Raw genomic sequence first — 21,096 nt, forward strand, 5'->3', positions numbered from 1 at the left:
GAAGAAATGGCAAATGAAACGTATGAATCATTAAACAAACGTTTAATCAATATCCGCCGCGACCTTCATGAACACCCTGAGCTGTCAGGCGAGGAATACGAAACGACGAATAAAATCCGCCGCTGGCTGGAGGAAGAAGGAATCACGGTTCTTGATATGCCGAAACTTCAAACCGGAGTGATCGCTGAAATCAAAGGAGACAAAAGCGGCCCCGTCATCGCCGTCAGAGCGGACATCGACGCATTGCCGATCGAAGAGAAAACAAACCTTCCGTTTGCTTCGCGCAACAGCGGCGTGATGCACGCCTGCGGCCATGATTTCCATACGGCATCTATCCTCGGCACGGCTTTTTTATTAAAAGAGAGAAAGCATGAGCTGAAAGGAACGGTGCGGTTTATTTTTCAGCCCGCGGAAGAAATCGCCGCCGGAGCAAGACAGGTCATTGAAGCCGGCGCGCTTGACGGTGTATCGGCGATATTCGGCATGCATAACAAACCTGACCTCCCCGTCGGTACGGTCGGTCTGAAAGAAGGCCCGCTGATGGCGAGTGTCGACCGCTTTGAAATCACCGTTAAAGGAAAAGGCGGCCACGCCGGAATCCCTGATAACAGCATTGATCCGATTCAGGCGGCAGGGCAGATTACCGGCGGCCTGCAATCAGTTGTCAGCAGAAATATCAGCTCGCTTCACAATGCCGTCGTCAGCATCACAAGAGTTCAAGGCGGCAGCTCTTGGAATGTCATCCCGGACCATGTTGAAATGGAAGGCACCGTCCGGACGTTTCAAAAGGATGCGCGTGACGCTGTTCCGAAACATATGAAGCGGGTTGCCGAAGGAATCGCAGCCGGGTTCGGGGCAGAAGCCGAATTCCGTTGGTATCCTTACCTTCCGACAGTGATGAACGACGCCCGTTTCATCCAGGCGGCGGAACAAACGGCTGAAGATCTCGGGCTTCAGACCGTTCGGGCAGAACAGTCGCCCGGCGGCGAAGACTTCGCGTTATATCAAGAAAAAATCCCCGGCTTTTTCGTCTGGATGGGAACAAACGGAACAGAAGAATGGCACCATCCCGCCTTCACACTCGACGAAAAAGCGCTCCCGGCAGCGGCTGAGTTTTTCGCCCGGCTTGCCGTCAATGTATTGGAGCAGACGGAATGAATACGGAAAATCTGACGGCCGGGCTTGCTGAGGCCGTCATGTCGTCTGTGCCGGAAACATCCGCTGAAGCGATGAAAGAAGCGCGCAAAGGACTGCTTGATTTTACAGCGGCAGCTTTTGCGGGGAGACGGGATAAAGGAGTTGAAAAGCTGGTAAAACTGGCCGAAGAAGAAGGCGGGGTGCCGATAGCGCCGCTTATCGGCAGAAATCAAAAAACCACGCCGTCCCAATCCGCGCTCATTAACGGATTCATCGCACATGCGCTTGATTTTGACGATGTTCATTCTGATGTAAGAGGACATCCGAGCGCAGTCATCCTCCCGGCTTTGATTGCAGCCGCATCAGCCGGCCGTATAGACAAGGGCCGCTTTCTCGGTGCTTATGTGACGGGAATCGAAGTGATGGCGCGGATCGGCGAGTCAGCTGGAAGGCATCATTACGAGAAAGGCTGGCACAATACAGGAACGTTAGGTGCCATTGCGGCCGCATGCGCCGTCGGATTCGCGGAGAATCTGAATCAAATCCAATTGCAGAAAGCAATCGGGTTTGCGGCCGCCCGTTCCGGAGGCATGAGAGTGCAATTCGGGACAGAAATGAAGCCGCTCCACGCAGGACTGGCCGCTCAAGCCGGATTGTTCGCCGTAAAGCTTGCAAAGGCCGGTTTCGGCGGCTCAGTTCATGCGCTCGACGGGGAGAAAGGTTTTTTCGGACTGTACGGCGATCTTGAACGGGCAGAAACCCTGCTTGTAAACAGGTGGGGAAACCCTTGGCGGATTGTGAGCCCGGGACTTTGGTTTAAGGTTTATCCGTTTTGCTCGGCGGCTCATCATGCGGCGGACGCCATTCTCAAGCTGAAGGCCGAACATGGTCTCACTTTCGGCCAAACGGAACGGATCGACGTGATTTATCCGCCGGGCGGGGACGCCGCATTGACAGAACGGCGTCCGAAAACAGGCGAAGCGGGAAGATTCAGCGTGGAATATGTGATCACCTTAGCTTTGCACGGTAAGGATTTTTCAGTTGAACATTTCACATCCGAGCCGATTCCTGAATCCTTTCAAAAAGGATTTGAGCGGATTCACCGCAGCTGCGATGACCAAATTCAGCCGGCTGAAAACGCCGTTCCGAAGGGCCGTTTTACAATTGTACGGGTTACGGCTTCCGGCGGTCATGTCTATGAAACACGTATCGACTGTCCGAAGGGAGCGCCGGGAAACGGCCTTTCTGAAAAAGACATTGAAGACAAACTCCGGCTCGCTTTGCCGGGGGAAGAGGAAAAGGCGGAAGAATTGATCAAAGCAGCCGGACAATCAAATATTGACCGTTATTTACAGCTGATATAAATAAAAAGAGCGAGGGGATGCAGCCCTCGCTCTTTTTACGTTCACTTCTATTGAATAGGGGGATATAGGGTGCGCCCCTGTCTGCGCTGGCAGGGGCGCGGTATCAGGAAACGGCCGTGCCGTTTTCTTTGACCGTGAAACTTCCTCTTGATAAGCGGATGTTGATATCAGACACTTTGGCAATTTGTTCGTCGTGCGTCACCATGATGACGCATTTGCCGTCTTTATGTGCCAAGTCCTGAAAGAGCCGGACGATTTCCTTTGACGTATCCTCGTCGAGATTTCCCGTCGGCTCGTCCGCGCAAATCAAATCCGTGTCACAGCAGAAAGCCCGCGCAATTGAAACGCGCTGCTGCTGTCCGCCGCTTAATGTCAGCACTCGCTGACGGGCCTGCTGTTCGGTGATGCCGACTTTTTTCAGCATGCTGAGCGCGAACGCATCTTTGTTGTTCTCCTTAGAGCCGGTGATCTCCATCGCTGTTGTGACATTCTGGAGCGCCGTCATATACGGGATCAGATGATAAGATTGAAAGACGATAGAGACATATTGATTTCTGAATTTGGTTAATCCGATTTTGGAGATGTCTTCTCCGTTATAAAGGATGCTTCCCTCTTTAGGTGTATCAAGGCCGCCCGCCAGAGACAGAAACGTTGTTTTCCCCGTCCCGGAGGCGCCGACAATTGTATAAAACTTCCCTTTTTCAAAGCTGATCGTTATATCCTGAAACAGCGGCTGTGATTTGTCTTGGTACCAGTAGCCGGTCTGTTGAAAGGTTAATAGGCTCATTATGCTGCCTCCTCTTATTCCTGCTTGGTCAGGATCGTTTTAGGGTGAAGCCGCATGACTGATACAGACGGCAGTAATGTGGCGATGACGGCAATTGCGACGCCGATCCCGCCAAGAATCAGAAGGTCATTCAGCGAGACGTTTACCTGCATTGTACTGATGACATCCGCGCCGGATGAATGCTGACCGAACAAGCCGCCTCCCCGCGGCATTTCTCCGCCGCCCCAGCCGCTTGTTTGCTGCTGTGAATCATCGGCTGAGCTGACCTGCTGGGAAAGAAGCTGATTTCCGAGCTGATTCGCCACAAGGCTGCCCGTGACGGATGCGATCCCGATGGCAATAACGGCGACAACCAGAATTTCCGTTAAGAATTGTCCGATGAGCTTCCAGCGCTTTTCGCCGATCGCCATCAAGACACCCATTTCATACTTGCGTTCCCTGATCGACATCATCACGATCAACCCGAGAATGACCGCGCCCGCGATGGATACAAGGTATACCACGTTTTTAGAAAATGACGCGACATTTTCAATCGGACCGGCCATTTGCTGATACACCTGATCATTTGTCGTCAGCGCGTAGGTTTTATCATCTATAGATGTTTTTTTCGCAGCCGCAACGAATGAGTCAATATATTTTGCATCATCCATATAATAAACGGCTGAGCTGATTTTGTTTTTGTTATCAGACCCTTTTAACGCCGCCGCGGCGGTGTAAGGCGTGTAGATTTTATTGTCAGGATTTAAGAATGAAAAATGCTGTGCCTGATCGTCTCCTGATGATGTTGTTTTATAGATTCCCACAATTTTAAGCTTCGTTTTCAAAGAATCATCCGCTGCTGAGGAAACGGTAATGGAGCCGCCGACTTTCAGCTTATTTTGGTCTGCCAGCGTTTCATTAATCACGGCGACTTTTGCGTCCGCATCTGTTTTTGTGATAGCGCGTCCGTCAGTGATTTTTGAACTCCCGCCTGTGAAATCATCAAGCAATGCCGTAGAGAGCACGCCTTCGATCGAGATATCCGCTGAAATCATCTGTCTTCCGCCGCCTTGAAAACGGCCGGCGCCGGAACTGGCTGATTCGCCTGAGCTTTTTATCGCATCAAAGCTTTCTGCATTTGCTGACGCTGTCGTGAGGAAGTTGTAATTTTTAACATGCTGTAAAGATGTAAGCTTCTTGGCATCTGAGACGGAAATCGGCGTTGATTCAAACGTCCTCTTTTCACCGTCTTTTTGCTGCTGCGCCATTTGCTTTTGGCGGTCAGCCTGGAGTGTGACGCTCCCGCCGAGCTGCTGCCTTGCCAGTTCGCTTGATTTCTTTGCCGCTGACTGGATCGTAAGACCGGACAGGACAAAAATGCAAATCACTGAAAACACAACCAGCTGCAAAAATGTTTTTCCCTTTTTTTCCTTCATGCTCCAAAAGGCTCTTTTTATAAAGTTCATGTCTGTTCCTCCGTGTGGGTGTCAGATCTTGTAAAACCGGCCTTCTTTAGCACCGGTCATCCGATATGTATATAGTAGGAGAAATGTATGAAAAAAATATGAACAAACTATTTCCGGGTGATGAAATAAAAACTAACAATTGTGAAACCCGAAAACATCCGAGTAAAATGGTGCTATTATAAGAAAAAGCGTCAAGATAAGCGGAGGAACCAATGAAGATATTAATGATAGAAGACAATATAAGCGTATGCACCATGACGGAAATGTTCTTTTTTAAAGAAGGGTTTGAAGCCGAATTTGTCCATGACGGAGTGGAAGGCTATCAGCGGTTCACGGAAGAGGACTGGGATTTGGTCATTCTGGACATTATGCTTCCATCCATGGACGGAGTGACGATCTGCCGGAAAATAAGAGAGACGAGCAGTGTGCCGATTATTATGCTGACCGCAAAGGACACGGAGTCTGATCAGGTGATCGGGTTTGAAATGGGGGCCGACGATTATGTCACCAAGCCGTTCAGCCCGCTGACACTAGTAGCGCGGATTAAAGCGGTGATCAGAAGATACCGGGCGACGGGGCAGGCCGTAAAAAGTGACGAATTGATCGAAACGGCGTGTTTTTCAATCAATAAGAAGACGCGGGAAGTGTTTCTGCACGGAAAACCTGTCGAGAATCTGACGCCGAAGGAATTCGATCTGCTCTTTTATCTCGCACAAAATCCGCGCCAGGTCTTTTCGAGAGAGCAGCTGCTTGAGCAGGTGTGGGGCTATCAATTTTACGGCGATGAACGTACGGTTGATGTTCATATTAAACGGCTGCGCAAAAAACTGTCCAGTGAGGAAAAACCGTTTTTATACACGGTGTGGGGGGTAGGATACAAATTTGATGAGGATTAAATACTTATATCAGCTGCTGTTAAGCCATGTCAGCATTTTGATTTTGGCCTTTTTCATCATCATTTCCCTGTTTTCGCACTTTGTGAAAGATTTTGCGTATCAAAATAAAGTGGATGAGCTGTCATCTTACGCGCAGCAGATCACAAGTGAGCTGAACGGCCGCGATCTTGATCTGCGCCGCCTGTATCCGTATCAGGACATGTTAAAAACGCGCGAGACCAGGTTTATTATTTTTGATGAACATCAGCGGCCTTACTTTTTTCCTGACGATATGCCGCCGCGCGAGAAGCTGAAAAGTAAAGAGTGGCACATGCTGAAGCAAGGGAAAACCGTTCAGATCAGAGCGGAGATGAACCGTTTTAATACGGAAGGCTTAGAAGTATCGCTTGTCGCAAAGCCGCTTTTTATCAACGATCAATTTAAAGGGGCGGTGCTGTTCGTGTCTCCCGTCAGAGGTGTCGAGCAGATGATCAGCCAGGTCAACCGCTATATGATTTACGCGATCATCAGCACCCTTATCATCACGATTCTGCTGAGCTGGCTTTTATCTAAATTTCACGTCAAGCGGATTCAGACATTGAGGGATGCGACCGGAAAAGTGGCATCAGGTGATTACGATATTTCGCTCAAGAACAGCGGCGGCGATGAAATCGGCATGCTGGCGTCCGATTTCAACACCATGGCCAAAAATCTGAAGCAATCGAGAGAGCAGATTGACCGCCTTGAAAAGCGGAGGCGCCAATTTATCGCCGATGTCTCCCATGAGCTGAGAACACCTTTGACGACCATTAACGGACTTGTGGAGGGGCTTAACAGCAACACCATCCCGGAAAAAGATAAAGAGAAATGCTTCTCGCTGATCAGCGAAGAAACGAAGCGGATGCTCAGGCTCGTGAAAGAAAACCTGGATTATGAAAAAATCAGATCCCAGCAAATCAAACTGGACAAGCTCAGTCTGCCGCTCATCGAGGTGTTTGAAATTATTAAAGAGCATCTCAATCAGCAGGCGGAGAAAAAACAAAATCAGCTGCGGATTCAAGTGGAGGACGGCGTCAAAGTGTTCGCCGATTATGACAGGCTGATCCAGATTCTCGTCAACATCACGAAAAACAGCATTCAATTTACGCAAAAGGGAGACATCACGCTGCGCGGGTATGAAGGCTATAAAGAAACGGTGATTGAAATCGAAGACACCGGGATCGGCATCTCCAAAGAGGAAATTGAGCATATATGGGAGCGGTTTTATAAGGCGGACGTGTCCAGAACGAATACGGCATACGGCGAATACGGACTCGGCCTTTCCATCGTCAGGCAGCTCGTCGAAATGCACAAGGGCACGATAGATATTGACAGCGAAAAAGGAAAAGGCACGACCTTTACAATCCGCCTTCCGCTGAATACGAAAAATGAATCATCTTGAAACCGGCGGTCCCGTCTGGCCGCCGTCTGTTTTAACTCCACTCGGAAAATTGCGCTCTGCCGAAACAAAGTTTGCGTGTTTTTCGGGATGGAAAGAGACGGAAACGTGATAAAATAACTGGTAAACAGGTCTTGGATGGGGAGGGTGAAGGAATGAAGAGCGGGTTAATTCCTTCTTCAGCAGTCGGGCAGAAAATTAACGAGTGGTACCGATACATCAGAACATTCAGCGTGCCGGATGCGGAGATCTTGAAGGCCGAGATCAAACAAGAGCTTGACCATATGGAGCCTGATTCGAACTTAGTGCTTTATTATTCCCTCATGGAATTTCGCCATCAGCTGATGCTGGACTACTTGGAGCCGCTGGAAAAACTGAAGATAGAAGACCAGCCGACCCTGTCGGAAATTCTTGATAACATTGATAACAGCCAGGCCGGCCTCAAGGGGCTTCTCGATTATTACGTCAATTTTTTCAAAGGCATGTTTGAATTTGATAAAAGAGAATTTATCTCAGCGATTACATATTATAAACAAGCTGAGAAAAAACTGGCCTTCGTATCGGACCATGTGGAACGGGCGGAGTTTTATTTTAAAGTGGCCGAAGCTTATTATCATATGAAACAAACGTATTTTTCTTTGATACATATAAAAAACGCTTATGAAATTTACGTGGAGCAGGACACATATAACGTCCGGATTATTCAATGCCATTTTGTATTCGGCGTCAATTTAATGGATGAAAGGCGCTTTGAACAGGCGGCCAAACATTTTCAGCACGCTCTGCAAATGGCCGAAAAAGAACAAAAAGCGCAGCTTGTCGGGAGGGCGCTGTATAACCTCGGACTGTGCTACTACAATCAGGACCGCATCGGCGAAGCGATTCCGTACTTTGAACGGGCGGTTGATACATTTGAATCACAAAGAATCGTCAATTCTCTTCCTCAAGCATATTTTCTAATCACACTCATTTACTTTAAACTCGGAAAAAAAGAAAAAGCGTCGGAATATCACAAGCGGGGATATGAATATGCTAAAGAAACAGACGATCCCGTTTACACGGTAAAATTCGAATGGCTGCAGGCTCTGTATCAGGCGAAACCGGATGAGGAAACAATCAGCGCGTGTTTCCGTTACCTGGAAGATAAAAATTTATACGCCGATATAGAGGATTTAGCACTAGAAGCAGCTAAATATTACTATGAACAAAATTGCTTTAAGATTTCTTCTGACTATTTTCTGAAAGTCGAAGAGGCAAGGAAACAAATACAAAGGAGTGAGGGTTTGTATGAAATTGAAATCTAAATGGTTTGTTATTTGTTTAGCAGCCGCCGCGATTTTTACAGTGACAGGAGCAGGCCAGACAGATCAGGCTGAATTCCATGTAGCTGAAAGAGGAATGACGTGAGAAGAAAATAGCCTGAACAAAGGAAAAGACTGCCCCGAGAATGTTCCCGGCAGTCTTTTTTTTGCGCGGCCGGACTCGGACAGCGGCGGAAAACAAAAGAAAACGCCGCAGGTCAAAACCTGCAGCGTCCTCATATAGACGGAGCGATGCTTAGAAACCGCCAACGAAGGCAGTACCAACAATAATCAACAGGATAAATAAAACAACGATCAAAGCGAAAGAGCTGACTCCTGAATATCCTGACATGAGCTTCACCTCCATATTGTCTATACCATACAATATGTAAAAGAAGCTGCTTTGTAAGGGATATTAGTGGACAAGAGAAAAAAGAGGCGGTGTCCTATGAGAGTAAGACTCCGGCAAAAAATTCGTCATACAGTGCCCGCACCGCGTGTCTTTCCTGTTCTTCTTTCACTCCGAACATCATACTGACTTCCGATGACCCTTGATTGATCATCTCGATGTTGACGCCGGCTTCCGACAGTGCTTTGGATGCCCTGGCGGTTGTGCCGACATTATGGCGCATCGCTTCCCCGACGACCATAATCAGCGCCAGATTATGCCTGACTGTGACCTCATCTGCTTGAAGTTCCTGCTTCAGACGGGTGACGAGCCTGTGTTCCAGTTCTGAGTCCATCTGATTGTGCCGGAGGATGATCGTGATGTCGTCAATGCCGGATGGAACGTGTTCATACGTCAATCCTTCTTCCTCCAAAATGTGAAGGGCTTTGCGGCCGAAACCGATTTCCCGGTTCATTAAATATTTGCTTATGTAAATGCTGCAAAAGCCCGTGTCGCTTGCGATGCCGATGACTGGCCCGTTCGTATTGTCACGGCTGCTGACGACGCGTGTTCCTTTCGCATCCGGATTATTCGTATTCTTAATCTGAACGGGGATGCCGGCCCGAAATGCGGGAATCAGCGCTTCATCATGAAAAACGGAAAATCCGGCATAGGAGAGCTCACGCATTTCCCGATACGTCAGTTCGTTAATTTCTTTCGGATGCCGCACGATTGACGGGTTGACGGAATAGACGGCGTCCACATCAGTAAAGTTTTCGTACAGGTCGGCTTTTAAGCCGCTGGCGAGAATGGAGCCGGTAATATCAGAACCGCTCCGGGAAAACGTCACAATCTCATGTTCCTTCGTGTAACCGAAGAATCCCGGAAAAATGATCAAGCCTTCACGGTTTCTCAGGCGGTACAAATGATCATAAGACTCAGGGAGCACCTGCGCGCTTCCGGGTTCATTCGTCACAAACAGCCCCGCTTCTTTCGGACTTACATATTCCGCTTTCACGCCCTGGCGCCGGAAGTAGGCTGCGATCAGCTTCGCGTTGTTGTCCTCGCCGCTCGCCTTCACCGCATCCATATATTGTTCGGGATTGGTTTTACAGCTGTTTAAGAGAGCGAATAGGTCACTGCGAATTCTTTCTATAATAGAGAAATCCAGGTTCAGCTCACGCGCGATGGCGGCGTACCGCTCAATGACCGTTTCGGCAAGCTCGGGCGCTGCACCTTTTTGTAAATAATGCTCCGCACAGCGGATTAACAGATCCGTCACCTTTGTATCGTCCGAGAAGCGTTTTCCCGGTGCCGATACGACGACGGCTTTCCGCGCGGGATCAGCCGTCACGATTTGAAACACTTTCTCAAGCTGGGCTCCTGACGCAAGAGAGCTGCCTCCGAATTTTACAACTTTCATGATTTACATCCCCTAATATTTAAATTTTCTCACAAATTTAATTTTTATTATCTCTCTTTCAAACATGTAAATCAAGGATTTTTTCTACGTGGGGAGAACATTTGTATTTACATGGAGGAATTTTTCCTCTGTTTGTCAGATTTGTTTCCCTCAAGCGTGTCATCATGTGCAAAAAATGATAAGCAGCCAAATGAAGGTTATAGAAAATCCTGCAAATTCTTGATAGACTGATTGTAAGACAATTTAGTGTACGGCCCGCGGATGACCGCTTTTGAAAGCAAAACTGTATTGACTGCGCTTGGAAAGATGATAAGATTATAATTGTCGTTGATAATGATAATCATTACGAGTGGGATATATGGGAGTTGTTTGGCAATCAGTCATACCGTTTGTGATGGGTGCAGGGAGGCAGCATGAAGCTACGTTACTTACTTTTGCTACTGGCGGTTTTGGCGTGTACTTCTATATTTATCGGTGTAGAAGATTTGTCGCCGCTGGATATTTTTCATTTAAATAAAGAACAGGCAGGTACATTGTTTGACAGCCGGCTGCCGCGTTTGGTGAGCATTATCATCGCCGGCATGAGCCTGAGCATCTGCGGATTAATCATGCAGCAGATCAGCCGGAATAAATTTGTATCGCCGACGACTGCGGGAACGATGGACTGGGCAAGGCTCGGAATTTTGATTTCATTAATGCTTTTTACATCAGCCAGTCCGCTTGTGAAAATGTCTATCGCTTTCGTTTTCGCGTTGGCGGGAAATTTCCTGTTCATGAAAATTCTCGAGAGGATCAAGTTTAATGATGCGATTTTTATTCCTCTCGTCGGTTTAATGCTTGGGAATATCGTCAGTTCAGTCGCCACGTTTATCGCATATAAATACGACCTGATCCAAAACCTGTCGTCCTGGCTGCAGGGGGATTTCTCACTGGTCGTCAAAGGCCGGTATGAGCTTTTATATCTGAGTATCCCGCTGGTGATCATCGCTTATGTGTATGCGGATAAATTTACGGTGGCGGGAATGGGAGAGAGCTTTTCCGTCAATCTCGGCCTAAAATACAAACGCGTCGTCAATATCGGTCTGATTATCGTGTCGCTCATCGCTTCACTGGTGATCCTGACCGTCGGGATGCTGCCGTTTCTTGGTTTGATCATTCCCAATATGGTGTCGATTTACAAAGGGGACAACCTGAGGAGCAGCCTGCCTCACACCGCTCTGCTGGGCGCTGTTTTTGTGCTGTTTTGCGACATTTTGGGAAGGGTGATCATCTTCCCGTACGAAATTTCCATCGGCCTGATGGTCGGTGTTATCGGCAGCGGCATCTTCCTGTATATGCTGTTAAGGAGAAAAGCATATGAGTCATAATAAAAAAATTACGCTGCTGGCGGCGCTCGCCATGATATGTATCGGATTCTTCCTGTTCTACGGACTGGGCAATTGGGAATACTCCCTGCCGAGACGATGCTTCAAAGTGCTTGCCATGATGCTCACCGGAGGAGCGATCGCGTTTTCAACGGTCATCTTCCAGACGATTACAAATAACCGCATACTGACACCGGGCATTTTAGGCCTCGATTCCCTGTATATGCTCATTCAGACCGTCATCGTGTTCCTGTTCGGTTCAATGAATATCGTCATGATGAACAAAAATCTTAATTTCGTCATCTCCGTCGGGCTGATGGTGCTCTTGTCACTCGTTTTGTACCAGCTCATGTTTAAAGGCGAGGGGCGGAACGTGTTTTTCCTTCTGCTTGTCGGCGTCGTGTTCGGCACGCTGTTCAACAGTCTGTCATCCTTTATGCAGATGCTGATTGATCCGAATGAGTTCCAGGTTGTTCAGGACAAAATGTTTGCCAGCTTTAACAATATCAACACCGATCTTTTATGGTTTGCCGGTGCTGTCTTTCTTCTGACAGGCATTTATGTCTGGCGGTTCACGCGGTTTTTTGACGTGCTGTCCCTCGGCAGGGAGCACGCCGTCAACCTGGGGATTGATTACGATAAGCTTGTGAAACAGATGCTCATTGTCGTCGCCATTCTTGTGTCTGTCTCTACGGCTCTTGTCGGGCCGATTATGTTTTTAGGACTGCTTGTCGTCAATCTGGCGAGAGAGTTTTTAAAAACCTACAGGCACACGTATTTAATCGCGGGTTCTGTCCTGATCAGCATCGTCGCGCTCGTCGGGGGCCAGTTCGTCGTGGAGAAAGTGTTCACATTTTCCACGACGCTGAGCGTCATCATTAATTTTGCCGGCGGGATTTATTTTATCTATCTGCTGTTAAAGGAGAATAAATCATGGTAGAGGTCAGAAATGTAAGCAAACAATACGGAGGGAAAACCGTCCTTGAGAAAACGTCTCTATCCATTCAAAAGGGCAGGCTCACCTCATTTATCGGTCCGAACGGCGCGGGGAAAAGCACGCTGCTGTCTATCATGAGCCGGCTGATTAAGACGGATTCCGGGGAAATCACGGTCGACGGGCAAGAGATCGGGGCCTGCAAAAGCAACGATCTGGCAAAAAAAATCAGCATCTTGAAGCAGACGAACCAAATCAATATCAGACTGACAATTAAAGACCTGGTCAGCTTCGGCAGATTTCCGTATTCCCAAGGGAAACTGACGGATGAAGATTGGGTGCATATCAACCAGGCCCTCAGTTATATGAAGCTGGATGATTTAAAGGATAAATACCTCGATCAGCTCAGCGGAGGCCAGTGTCAGAGGGCGTTTATCGCGATGATCATCGCTCAGGATACGGACTATATTTTTCTCGATGAGCCGCTGAACAATTTAGATATGAAGCATTCCGTTGAAATGATGAAGCTGTTGAAGCGGCTTGTGGAAGACTTCGGAAAAACGGTCGTCGTAGTGATTCACGATATCAACTTCGCATCCGTGTATTCAGACCATATCGTCGCACTGAAAAACGGACGGATCGTCAAAGAAGGGCCGGCGGAGGAGATCATTGAAACCTCCGTGCTTGAAGATATTTATGATATGACCATCCCGATTCAAGAGATTGACAGTCAGCGGATCGGTGTGTACTTTTCTTAAAAACCAGATGAGGTGAAAATCATGAAAAAATTCGCATTGCTATTCATTGCGCTCGTTACGATTTTTGTTGTTTCTGCATGCGGAAACGGGGACAAAACATCAGGCAAATCAAAAGAAACAATCACAATCAAAGATGATCTGAACAAAGAAGGAGTCAAAGTGCCGAAGAATCCGAAAAAAGTCGTCGTATTCAACTTCGGAATGCTGGACACGATGGATGAACTCGGTTTACAGGATCACGTGGCGGGGCTTCCGAAACAAAACCTTCCAAAATACTTATCTTCATATAATAGTGATAAATACGCCAATACCGGCGGTTTAAAAGAACCGGATTTTGAAAAAGTCGCGGATATTGATCCGGATTTAATCATTATCGCCCACAGACAATCTGATTCTTATAAAGAGTTCTCAAAAATCGCGCCGACGATTTATCTTGATGATGACTATACAAACTACGTTGACAGATTCAAGCAAAACACCGAAGTGATCGGCAAAATCTTCAACAAAGAAAATGAAGTGAAAGATAAGCTTGCGAAAATTGACAAATCCATTGCCGATCTGAAGAAAAAGACAAGCAGCACGGATAAAAACGGGTTAGTGGTGATGGCGAACGACGGCAAAATCAGCGCGTTCGGATCTAAATCAAGATACGGCTTCATTCATGATGTGTTCGGCGTCAAACCGGCTGACAAAAACATCGAAGCCTCATTGCACGGACAAAGCATTTCCTATGAATATATCGCCAAAACAAACCCTGATTACATGTTTGTCGTTGACCGCGGAACAGCGATCGGCACAAAATCTTCAACAAAACAAGTGGTTGAAAATGATTATGTAAAATCGGTGAAAGCTGTGAAAAACAACCATGTTGTCTACCTTGATTCAGCTACATGGTATTTATCAGGAGGCGGCCTGGAATCCATGGCTCAGATGGTGAAAGAAGTAAAAGACGGAATCGAGAAGTAAAAAAAGAACCCGGTCACATACGTGATCGGGTTCTTTTTGGTTTACCGCGTAACGGCCTGCTGCTGCTCGGGCTGACGCGGTTTTTTCTTTAATGTAAAAGATAAGAGGAAGCCGGCCAGCGCGATGCAGGCGGCTACGACAAATGCCGCATTCATGCCGTGCAGGGCGGCGTTTCCCGGAGTTGACGCATTGGCGTGTGCGGCCTGGCTGCTCATCACGGAAACTAAAAGCGCCGTACCGATAGAACCCCCGACTTGGCGGACGGTATTGTTCATGGCTGTGCCGTGCGGAATTAAGTGGCGCGGCAGGGCGTTGATTCCCGCTGTCGTCACCGGCATCATAATCATGGCTGTTCCCAAAAGCCGCGCGGTATAAACGACGACAATCCAAATGAGAGACGTCGAGTCTGTCAGATTCATAAACGGAAGGGACGTGAGCAGGATGATGAAGAATCCGGTCATCGCAAGGCCTTTTCCGCCGATTCTGTCAAACACCCGGCCGATAAACGGAGACATCATTCCCATCACAATCGCGCCCGGCAAAAGCATTAATCCGGTATCAAACGCGGATACGCCCCGGACTTTTTGCGTGTAAAGCGGGAGAATGGTTTCTGTTCCGATCAGCAGCGCGAAGACAAGCGTTCCGAGCAGGGTGGTCAGGCTGAAAATCCCGAAAGAAAACACGCGGAATTCCAGCATCGGTTTTTTGAGCTTCATCTGTCTTGCGATAAAGAAAATCAGCGCGGCCGCTCCGACAAGCAGCGAAGTCAGCACTTCAGCACTGGTCCACCCTGATGAACCGGCGCTTGAGAAGCCGTAAAGCAGGCCGCCGAATCCGAGGGTCGATAAGATCACGGATAAAATATCAATCTGTGTTTCTCGTAATGTCGTGACGTTTTTCATCAGAATAATCGCTAAAAGCAAATCGATGACCGCGATCGGGAAGATAATATAAAACAAAGACCGCCAAGAGAATGCTTCGACCGCCCATCCGGAAAGCGTCGGGCCGATCGCCGGCGCGAACGAAATAACCAAGCCGACCATACCCATGGCGCGGCCGCGCTTTTCCATCGGGAAAATCGTGAGAAATACCGTCTGCATGAGAGGCAGCATAATCCCGGCGCCGGCCGCCTGAATAATCCGGGCCGTTAAGAGCACCGGAAAATTCGGGGCGAATGCGCCGACAATGGTGCCCGCCGTGAAAATACTCATGGCGGAAATCAAGAGGGTGCGGCTCGTAAATTTCTCTATTAAAAATGCGGTAATCGGAATCAAAATCCCGTTCGTCAGCATAAACGATGTTGTCAGCCATTGTGCTTTGTTGGCGTCTATATTGAAGTCATTCATAATGTGCGGCAGCGCCGTGATAAGCAGTGTCTGGTTCAAAATGGCGACGAACGCTCCCGCCAAAAGAATCCCGACAATGACAGAGCGTTTGTATGGTGCAGTTTCAATACTCTTATTCAAGCTGATTCCTTCTTTCTTTATAGTTTGAGCAATGTTTTAACGGCTGCAAGCGGCTGGTGCAGCGGTCCGGCCTGCTCCAAATAACCGATGAGCGCTTTTATAAGAAAATCCCGCGGCTGTTTGTCCGCTGATTCTTTCTCCAGCATAGCCGCCGCGGAAGCGAGTCCTGCGACGTCATATTTTTCCTCCGGAAGGACTGAGACCGCTTCTTTCAGTTCCTTCAGGCTTTCAGCCAGCAATACGGTTTTGTCTTTCGGCTCAAATGAGGAAGCGGAGGCGATATAAAGGTCAATCATCTCCTGAGGCAATGCGGTTTCGGTTGTCCTGTTTTCGACGATGAGATTGAGATGGCGGATGATAAACTCCGTGAGCGGCTCCAGGGCGAGCGGTTCTTTTTCCAGCTTAATCAGCGTGATGCATTCTCTCAGGAGCCCCTGCAGGACGATCACCAGCTCCCATACATAAGGAATAATGTCTTCGCCGTACGTCTGAATCAGTGAATCGCGATGCCAGCAGATAAAGGTGGAGCGGGCTCTGTGGATATGCCGCTTTACCCGCTCATTAATGGAAGAGGGGCTTCCGTACATCAGCATATTAAAAAACTGCTGATTGCGCCTGAAGCCTTCAAGCTCAGCCATCAGTTTTTTGGCAAACCGTTCCTCAGGGGAGAGGCTTGTTTCTTCATTCAATAATGAAGCGGCGGCTACCATCTGTTTCTGGTTAAAATCGAGCAGCTCCAGGAGCAGGTCTTCCTTTGATTCAAACAGCTTATATAAAGATGCTTTGGAGACTTTGCACTCCTCTGCGATCGCCTGCATCGAAACCGACGAAAAGCTTTTCCCGGAAAAAAGCTTCCTTGCCGCCAGCAGAATATCCGTTTTCTTATCATTCATAAGCCCAGATTCCTTCTTTCGTCACAATAGAAAACCCATCGGTTCACAGAAAACCAATGAGTATATGATGAAAATATTAACAAAAATTTTTACATAGTGTCAACGCTTTTGTTTGAGAAATAGAAAAAACCTGCCGGAGTGTTCCGGCAGGCTGATACGTTTATTTATCCGTCTTAAATCCTTGTTTTTCAAGCATTTCACGAATGTGAGGATAATAAACCTGCTTATAGTAGGAAGTGATACCTTGTGACCAGTTTCTTGTTTCCTGTCCGTCGGTGCGTTTTTTCATGTATTCGGACATCTGCTTGTCATAGGCCTCGATATGGGTTCTTAAATCTTCTTCTTGATACGTTTCATGATGCAGAACGGCTGCTTGCGGCAGACGCGGTTTTTTCGCGGAGCGGTCTGCCGGATGGCCGATGACGAGACCGGAAACCGGGAAAACGTATTTCGGAAGTTTCAGCAATTCAATGAGTTCGTCCGGCTTGCCGCGCACGGCGCCGATCGGCACAGTGCCGAGTCCCATTGATTCAGCCGCAGCCGTTGCCGTACCCAGCGCAATCCCGACATCTACGGCTCCGACTAGAACGGACTCTAAACCGTTCGTGATCTCAAGCGGTGTATCATTATATTCTTCAAGCGCAATTTTGGCGCGGTTAAAATCAGCGCAGAATAAAAGGAAAACCGGCGCTTGGTCAATCCACGGCTGGCCGCCCGCCAATTCGGATATTTTTTTCTTCCGTTCCTTATCTTTCACCGCGATAACGGTAAATTGCTGACCGTTAATGGAAGTCGGCGCTGCCTGAGCGGCTTGGATGATAAGATCCAGCTGTTCATCCGATACGGTTTCATCTGTGTAGCTGCGGATGGAACGGTGGTCTGTTAATAATTGAAGGACTTCGTTCATGTCATTCATCCTTTCGTTACTCTGACAGTTCTGTGCGGACGACGTCAAGCGGCGCACTCAGCACTTCTTTCGCTTTTGCCACGAATCCTTGGAAATGGTCAGTTGCGTTATGGAATTTCATCGCTTCTTCATCTTTCCATTGTTCAAGCATGACGAATGTATTCTCCTCACCGACTTTTTCGAAAAGATCGTATTGCACATTTCCTTCTTCCGCGCGTGAATGCTGAAGAAGTGATTGCGCTTCTCCTAAAAATTCCTCGCGTTTATCCGCTTTTACTTTCATGTAAGCCTGTAAGACGATCATTGTTATTCCTCCTGATTGGGTTAATTTGTTATAGTTCGAATATTATCGAACTAACTGTAACATGTTTCATTGCGAAAGGTAAAGGAAAAACCCTCACCGCCTAAATTGTCACCCGCCGCTTTTATGTGTTACATTTGACTCATGAACATTCCAAACCATCCTGAAACCGAACGCTTACAGCTGACAAAGGTTCTTCATGCTCTGAGTGATCCGCTCCGCTTAGAGCTGGTCAAACAATTGGCGGAAACAACAGAAAAAACGTGCGGAACCTGCGCTGATGTCCGGGTCGCTAAATCAACGCTGTCCCATCACTTCAAAGTGCTGCGGGAAGCGGGGATCGCCCAAGTGCGCATAGACGGGAAGCACCGTTATTATTCCCTGCGCAAAGATGATTTACAAGCGGTGTTTCCCGGCCTGCTGGAGGCGATTTTGCAGACAGAACCGGACCGCTGGTAAATAAGTCCCCGAATTCCGGGGGTTTTTTTATGCGCCGAAAACTGCCCGGTAAAGCCTGAGGACGCCTTCTTGAATATCGCTCTCCTTCAGACGGGCGAACCCCAGGATAAGCTGCGGTTTGTTTGAATCGCCTCCCGCTTTCAGACGGAACCGGCTCATCGCAAACAGATCGAGCTGTTCTGCATCCGCCCGTGCCAATATCTCTTTTTCTGAACGGGCGCAGTCAAACTCCGTGACAAAATGAAGCCCCGCATTGGCGCCCTTTACACTTATTCTTTCTCCGAATGTTTCTTCCAAAGCCGAAATGAGGCGTTCCCGCATGTTCTTATAATGCTGCTTCATCTTTTTAATATGTTTCTGATATTCACCTGAATCGATAAATTCTTTCAGCGCGAGCTGGGCAAGCGTACTGCACGTATGCAGGTCATACGTTCTCTCTTTGAACGTCCGCAAAAGCCCGGGCGGCAGAACCATATAGCTGATGCGCAGACCTGGGAAAAGGGATTTTGAAAAGGTCCCCATGTAGATGACATTTTGAAACCGATCAAGGCTTTGAAGCGCCGGTATCGTATCGGCGTCATATTTAAATTCACTGTCATAATCATCTTCAATGATGAAGCGGCCGTTCTGTTCGGCGGCCCAGTTTAAAAGCTGAATCCGCCGGGAAGCCGGCATGATCACGCCTGAGGGGAATTGATGGGAAGGCGTGGTGATCAATACAGAGGGCCGGCGCTTTTCGATTTCGGCCATGGACATGCCTTTCTCATCAAGGCCGATCGTTGCTGTCTTTTTCCCGAGGTTTTGCAGCAGCCGGTACATCCTCATATATCCCGGGTTCTCCATGGCGTAGAGCGCGTCTTTTGGCAGCAGTTCCGTCAGCAGCTGCACCAGCATTTGCGTGCCCGCCCCGAGCACGATTTGTTCCGGGCGGCATGTAACGCCCCTTGTCAGGGAAATAAGCCGCGAAATTGTTTCACGGACTTCATATAAACCTTGCGGATGGACGAGTTCACCGAGTGTATGAAATGAACGGGCGGCTGCTTTATGCTCACAGCGGAACCAGCTTTTCAGGGGGAAATGCGCCGTATCCACGCTCATATGAGAAAACGAAATCCAGCCGCTTTTATCCGTCTCCCGCTCTTTCAAATCATCCGGCAATAGGAGCGAAGGCGCTTCTTCATGATAAACCGTATCAATTTCCTCCACGAAAAAACCTTTTCTTTCGACCGCATATAAATAACCTTCCGAAAGCAGCTGCTGATAAGCTGAATTCACTGAATTCACGCTGACCTTCAGCGTCTCGGCAAGCTCCCGTTTAGACGGCACCTTTGTATGAGGCATCAGGCTGCGCTTCAAAACGGCCGCTTTTATGTGCTGATAGATCTGCTGATAGATATAATCCGCCGTTTCCGAATGATCAATGGAAATCGTCAGCATCCAGACCCTGCCCCTTTCTGATACCATGGATAAATTGATTTTGGTACTTTTCATCATACCAAAAAGAAGTCAGAATGATAAGAAAACAATGCAGGGGGATGGAATCTATGAGCCAAACAGCATCATCAGAAGTGACAACTGCCCAGTGGCAGCAAAAACGGGATCAATTCGTTTCCAAGGGGGTCGGCAACGGAAACCGCGGCATGGCGGTAAAAGGGGAAGGGGCGCTTTTGTACGATTTGGACGGCAGACGATTCATTGATTTTGCCGGAGCGATCGGAACGCTGAATGTCGGCCATTCCCATCCGAAAGTGGTGGAGGCCGTGAAGAAACAGGCGGAGGATCTGATTCACCCGGGTTTTAACGTTATGATGTATCCGTCTTATATTGAGCTGGCCGAAAAACTTTGCGCCCTTGCGCCGGGAGATCATGCGAAAAAAGCGATTTTTCTCAATTCGGGGGCGGAAGCGGTGGAAAACGCCGTGAAAATCGCGAGAAAATATACGAAGCGCCAGGCTGTCGTGTCATTTACAAGAGGGTTCCACGGCCGCACGAACATGACGATGAGCATGACGAGCAAGGTGAAGCCTTATAAATACGGTTTCGGCCCATTTGCCTCAGAGGTGTATCAGGCGCCGTTTCCTTACTATTATCAAAAGCCGGCCGGCATGAGCGACGAGCAGTATGACGACTTTATCATCAGCGCTTTTGAGGATTTCTTTATCGCCGCAGTTGCACCGGAAACCGTCGCCTGTGTCGTAATGGAGCCGGTTCAGGGAGAAGGCGGCTTCATCATTCCGTCAAAACGTTTCGTCCAGCACGTCGCCGCTTTTTGTAAAAAACACGGCATTGTTTTTGTAGCGGATGAGATTCAGACCGGTTTTGCCAGAACGGGAACGTATTTTGCGATTGAACATTTCGGAGCCGTTCCGGATTTGATCACCGTTTCCAAATCACTTGCGGCCGGATTGCCGCTGAGCGGCGTCATCGGCCGGGCGGAAATGCTTGATGCCGCCGCGCCGGGTGAACTCGGGGGCACATATGCGGGAAGCCCGCTCGGCTGTGCGGCTGCGCTTGCGGTCTTGGATATTATTGAAGAAGAAGGGCTGAATCAGCGTTCCGAGGAGATCGGCCGGATCATTGAGCATCAAGCGCTCGAGTGGAAAAAAGAGCATGCCTGCATCGGAGAAGTGCGCAGACTCGGCGCGATGGCGGCCATCGAAATTGTCAAAGATCCGGACACGCGGGAACCGGACAAAGCAAAAGCCGCGGCGATCGCTAAAACGGCGAACGAGAACGGGCTGCTGCTGCTGACGGCCGGCATAAATGGCAACATTATCAGATTCCTGACGCCGCTTGTCGTGACGGATGAGCAGCTCAAAGAAGGCCTTTCCATTATCGAAGCAGCTCTGTGAGTTCAATTATTGGAATGCCGGCGGATGTGTCTGCTATC

21 protein-coding genes are annotated in these 21,096 nt (G+C 48.5%); 12 read left to right on the top strand and 9 right to left on the bottom strand.

Features of this window, described 5'->3' with window-relative positions; all coding sequences use genetic code 11:
* Nucleotides 1-6: 6 nt before the first annotated feature.
* Nucleotides 7-1,158, top strand: a complete 1,152-nt coding sequence (locus G4O42_RS01975; RefSeq protein WP_032872869.1) for a M20 peptidase aminoacylase family protein — start codon at nucleotides 7-9, stop codon at nucleotides 1,156-1,158.
* Entirely contained in the window at nucleotides 1,155-2,501 is a 1,347-nt protein-coding gene (locus G4O42_RS01980; protein ID WP_032872872.1) for an MmgE/PrpD family protein, read from the top strand. Before G4O42_RS01975 ends, G4O42_RS01980 begins: the two co-directional genes overlap by 4 nt.
* Before the next feature lie 103 nt (nucleotides 2,502-2,604).
* Here G4O42_RS01980 and G4O42_RS01985 read toward each other — a convergent pair whose 3' ends face one another.
* Both G4O42_RS01985 and G4O42_RS01990 read right to left on the bottom strand, forming a co-directional pair.
* Nucleotides 2,605-3,288 (bottom strand): ABC transporter ATP-binding protein, encoded by a 684-nt coding sequence (locus G4O42_RS01985; protein ID WP_032872874.1) that lies wholly within the window; start codon nucleotides 3,286-3,288, stop codon nucleotides 2,605-2,607.
* A gap of 14 nt (nucleotides 3,289-3,302) precedes the next feature.
* Entirely contained in the window at nucleotides 3,303-4,733 is a 1,431-nt protein-coding gene (locus G4O42_RS01990; protein ID WP_032872876.1) for an ABC transporter permease, read from the bottom strand.
* Nucleotides 4,734-4,945: 212 nt separating this feature from the next.
* Here G4O42_RS01990 and yclJ point away from each other — a divergent pair, with 212 nt between their 5' ends.
* From yclJ to phrC, 4 genes are all read left to right on the top strand, one after another.
* Nucleotides 4,946-5,629: a two-component system response regulator YclJ gene (gene yclJ / locus G4O42_RS01995; protein WP_032872879.1), complete on the top strand. Its 684-nt coding sequence runs from the start codon at nucleotides 4,946-4,948 to the stop codon at nucleotides 5,627-5,629.
* Nucleotides 5,616-7,049 (top strand): two-component system sensor histidine kinase YclK, encoded by a 1,434-nt coding sequence (yclK, locus tag G4O42_RS02000; RefSeq protein WP_161503657.1) that lies wholly within the window; start codon nucleotides 5,616-5,618, stop codon nucleotides 7,047-7,049. The genes yclJ and yclK overlap by 14 nt, the downstream gene beginning before the upstream one ends.
* Nucleotides 7,050-7,201: 152 nt before the next feature.
* The gene (locus G4O42_RS02005; RefSeq protein ID WP_007410270.1) at nucleotides 7,202-8,350 is read left to right on the top strand and encodes a Rap family tetratricopeptide repeat protein; all 1,149 of its coding nucleotides are present in this window, start codon (nucleotides 7,202-7,204) and stop codon (nucleotides 8,348-8,350) included.
* Nucleotides 8,334-8,453: a phosphatase RapC inhibitor PhrC gene (phrC, locus tag G4O42_RS02010; RefSeq protein ID WP_003156334.1), complete on the top strand. Its 120-nt coding sequence runs from the start codon at nucleotides 8,334-8,336 to the stop codon at nucleotides 8,451-8,453. Before G4O42_RS02005 ends, phrC begins: the two co-directional genes overlap by 17 nt.
* Nucleotides 8,454-8,603: 150 nt before the next feature.
* Here the strand turns inward: phrC and G4O42_RS02015 are convergent, their stop codons facing one another.
* Together G4O42_RS02015 and G4O42_RS02020 are read right to left on the bottom strand one after the other, a co-directional pair.
* Nucleotides 8,604-8,714: a YjcZ family sporulation protein gene (locus G4O42_RS02015; RefSeq protein ID WP_369878517.1), complete on the bottom strand. Its 111-nt coding sequence runs from the start codon at nucleotides 8,712-8,714 to the stop codon at nucleotides 8,604-8,606.
* A 79-nt stretch (nucleotides 8,715-8,793) separates the two neighbouring features.
* Entirely contained in the window at nucleotides 8,794-10,158 is a 1,365-nt protein-coding gene (locus G4O42_RS02020) for an aspartate kinase (RefSeq protein WP_007609394.1), read from the bottom strand.
* A 413-nt stretch (nucleotides 10,159-10,571) separates the two neighbouring features.
* Here G4O42_RS02020 and G4O42_RS02025 point away from each other — a divergent pair, with 413 nt between their 5' ends.
* From G4O42_RS02025 to G4O42_RS02040, 4 genes are read left to right on the top strand one after another with little or no spacing between them, the layout of a single operon-like run.
* Complete coding sequence (locus tag G4O42_RS02025; protein ID WP_032872883.1) at nucleotides 10,572-11,525, top strand: ABC transporter permease; 954 nt, start codon at nucleotides 10,572-10,574, stop codon at nucleotides 11,523-11,525.
* Nucleotides 11,515-12,462 (top strand): iron chelate uptake ABC transporter family permease subunit, encoded by a 948-nt coding sequence (locus tag G4O42_RS02030; protein WP_014416905.1) that lies wholly within the window; start codon nucleotides 11,515-11,517, stop codon nucleotides 12,460-12,462. Before G4O42_RS02025 ends, G4O42_RS02030 begins: the two co-directional genes overlap by 11 nt.
* Complete coding sequence (locus tag G4O42_RS02035; RefSeq protein ID WP_007609404.1) at nucleotides 12,456-13,214, top strand: iron ABC transporter ATP-binding protein; 759 nt, start codon at nucleotides 12,456-12,458, stop codon at nucleotides 13,212-13,214. The genes G4O42_RS02030 and G4O42_RS02035 overlap by 7 nt, the downstream gene beginning before the upstream one ends.
* Before the next feature lie 21 nt (nucleotides 13,215-13,235).
* Nucleotides 13,236-14,180 carry a siderophore ABC transporter substrate-binding protein gene (locus G4O42_RS02040; protein WP_003156329.1) on the top strand — a complete coding sequence of 315 codons (945 nt, stop codon included), beginning with the start codon at nucleotides 13,236-13,238 and terminating at the stop codon, nucleotides 14,178-14,180.
* Between the two features lie 41 nt (nucleotides 14,181-14,221).
* On the opposite strand, the gene G4O42_RS02045 is transcribed toward G4O42_RS02040, so the two are convergent.
* From G4O42_RS02045 to G4O42_RS02060, 4 genes are all read right to left on the bottom strand, one after another.
* A complete protein-coding gene (locus tag G4O42_RS02045) occupies nucleotides 14,222-15,646 on the bottom strand; it encodes an MDR family MFS transporter (RefSeq protein WP_045555063.1) in 1,425 nt (474 codons plus the stop codon).
* A gap of 17 nt (nucleotides 15,647-15,663) precedes the next feature.
* Nucleotides 15,664-16,539 carry a TetR/AcrR family transcriptional regulator gene (locus tag G4O42_RS02050; protein WP_032872887.1) on the bottom strand — a complete coding sequence of 292 codons (876 nt, stop codon included), beginning with the start codon at nucleotides 16,537-16,539 and terminating at the stop codon, nucleotides 15,664-15,666.
* A gap of 160 nt (nucleotides 16,540-16,699) precedes the next feature.
* The gene (gene nfsA, locus G4O42_RS02055; protein ID WP_032872890.1) at nucleotides 16,700-17,446 is read right to left on the bottom strand and encodes an oxygen-insensitive NADPH nitroreductase; all 747 of its coding nucleotides are present in this window, start codon (nucleotides 17,444-17,446) and stop codon (nucleotides 16,700-16,702) included.
* 16 nt (nucleotides 17,447-17,462) lie between these two features.
* Nucleotides 17,463-17,750 carry a putative quinol monooxygenase gene (locus G4O42_RS02060; protein WP_032872892.1) on the bottom strand — a complete coding sequence of 96 codons (288 nt, stop codon included), beginning with the start codon at nucleotides 17,748-17,750 and terminating at the stop codon, nucleotides 17,463-17,465.
* A gap of 141 nt (nucleotides 17,751-17,891) precedes the next feature.
* On the opposite strand from G4O42_RS02060, the gene G4O42_RS02065 reads away from it, so the two are divergent.
* Nucleotides 17,892-18,206 (top strand): ArsR/SmtB family transcription factor, encoded by a 315-nt coding sequence (locus tag G4O42_RS02065; RefSeq protein ID WP_032872895.1) that lies wholly within the window; start codon nucleotides 17,892-17,894, stop codon nucleotides 18,204-18,206.
* Nucleotides 18,207-18,233: 27 nt separating this feature from the next.
* Here G4O42_RS02065 and gabR read toward each other — a convergent pair whose 3' ends face one another.
* Nucleotides 18,234-19,643, bottom strand: coding sequence for a MocR-like transcriptional regulator GabR (gabR, locus tag G4O42_RS02070; protein WP_032872897.1), 1,410 nt, complete (start codon nucleotides 19,641-19,643; stop codon nucleotides 18,234-18,236).
* A 107-nt stretch (nucleotides 19,644-19,750) separates the two neighbouring features.
* On the opposite strand from gabR, the gene gabT reads away from it, so the two are divergent.
* Complete coding sequence (gene gabT, locus G4O42_RS02075; protein WP_032872899.1) at nucleotides 19,751-21,058, top strand: 4-aminobutyrate--2-oxoglutarate transaminase; 1,308 nt, start codon at nucleotides 19,751-19,753, stop codon at nucleotides 21,056-21,058.
* Nucleotides 21,059-21,096: the final 38 nt, after the last annotated feature.

It is taken from the genome of Bacillus sp. LUNF1, from assembly GCF_011008975.1.
Taxonomy (GTDB): domain Bacteria; phylum Bacillota; class Bacilli; order Bacillales; family Bacillaceae; genus Bacillus; species Bacillus velezensis.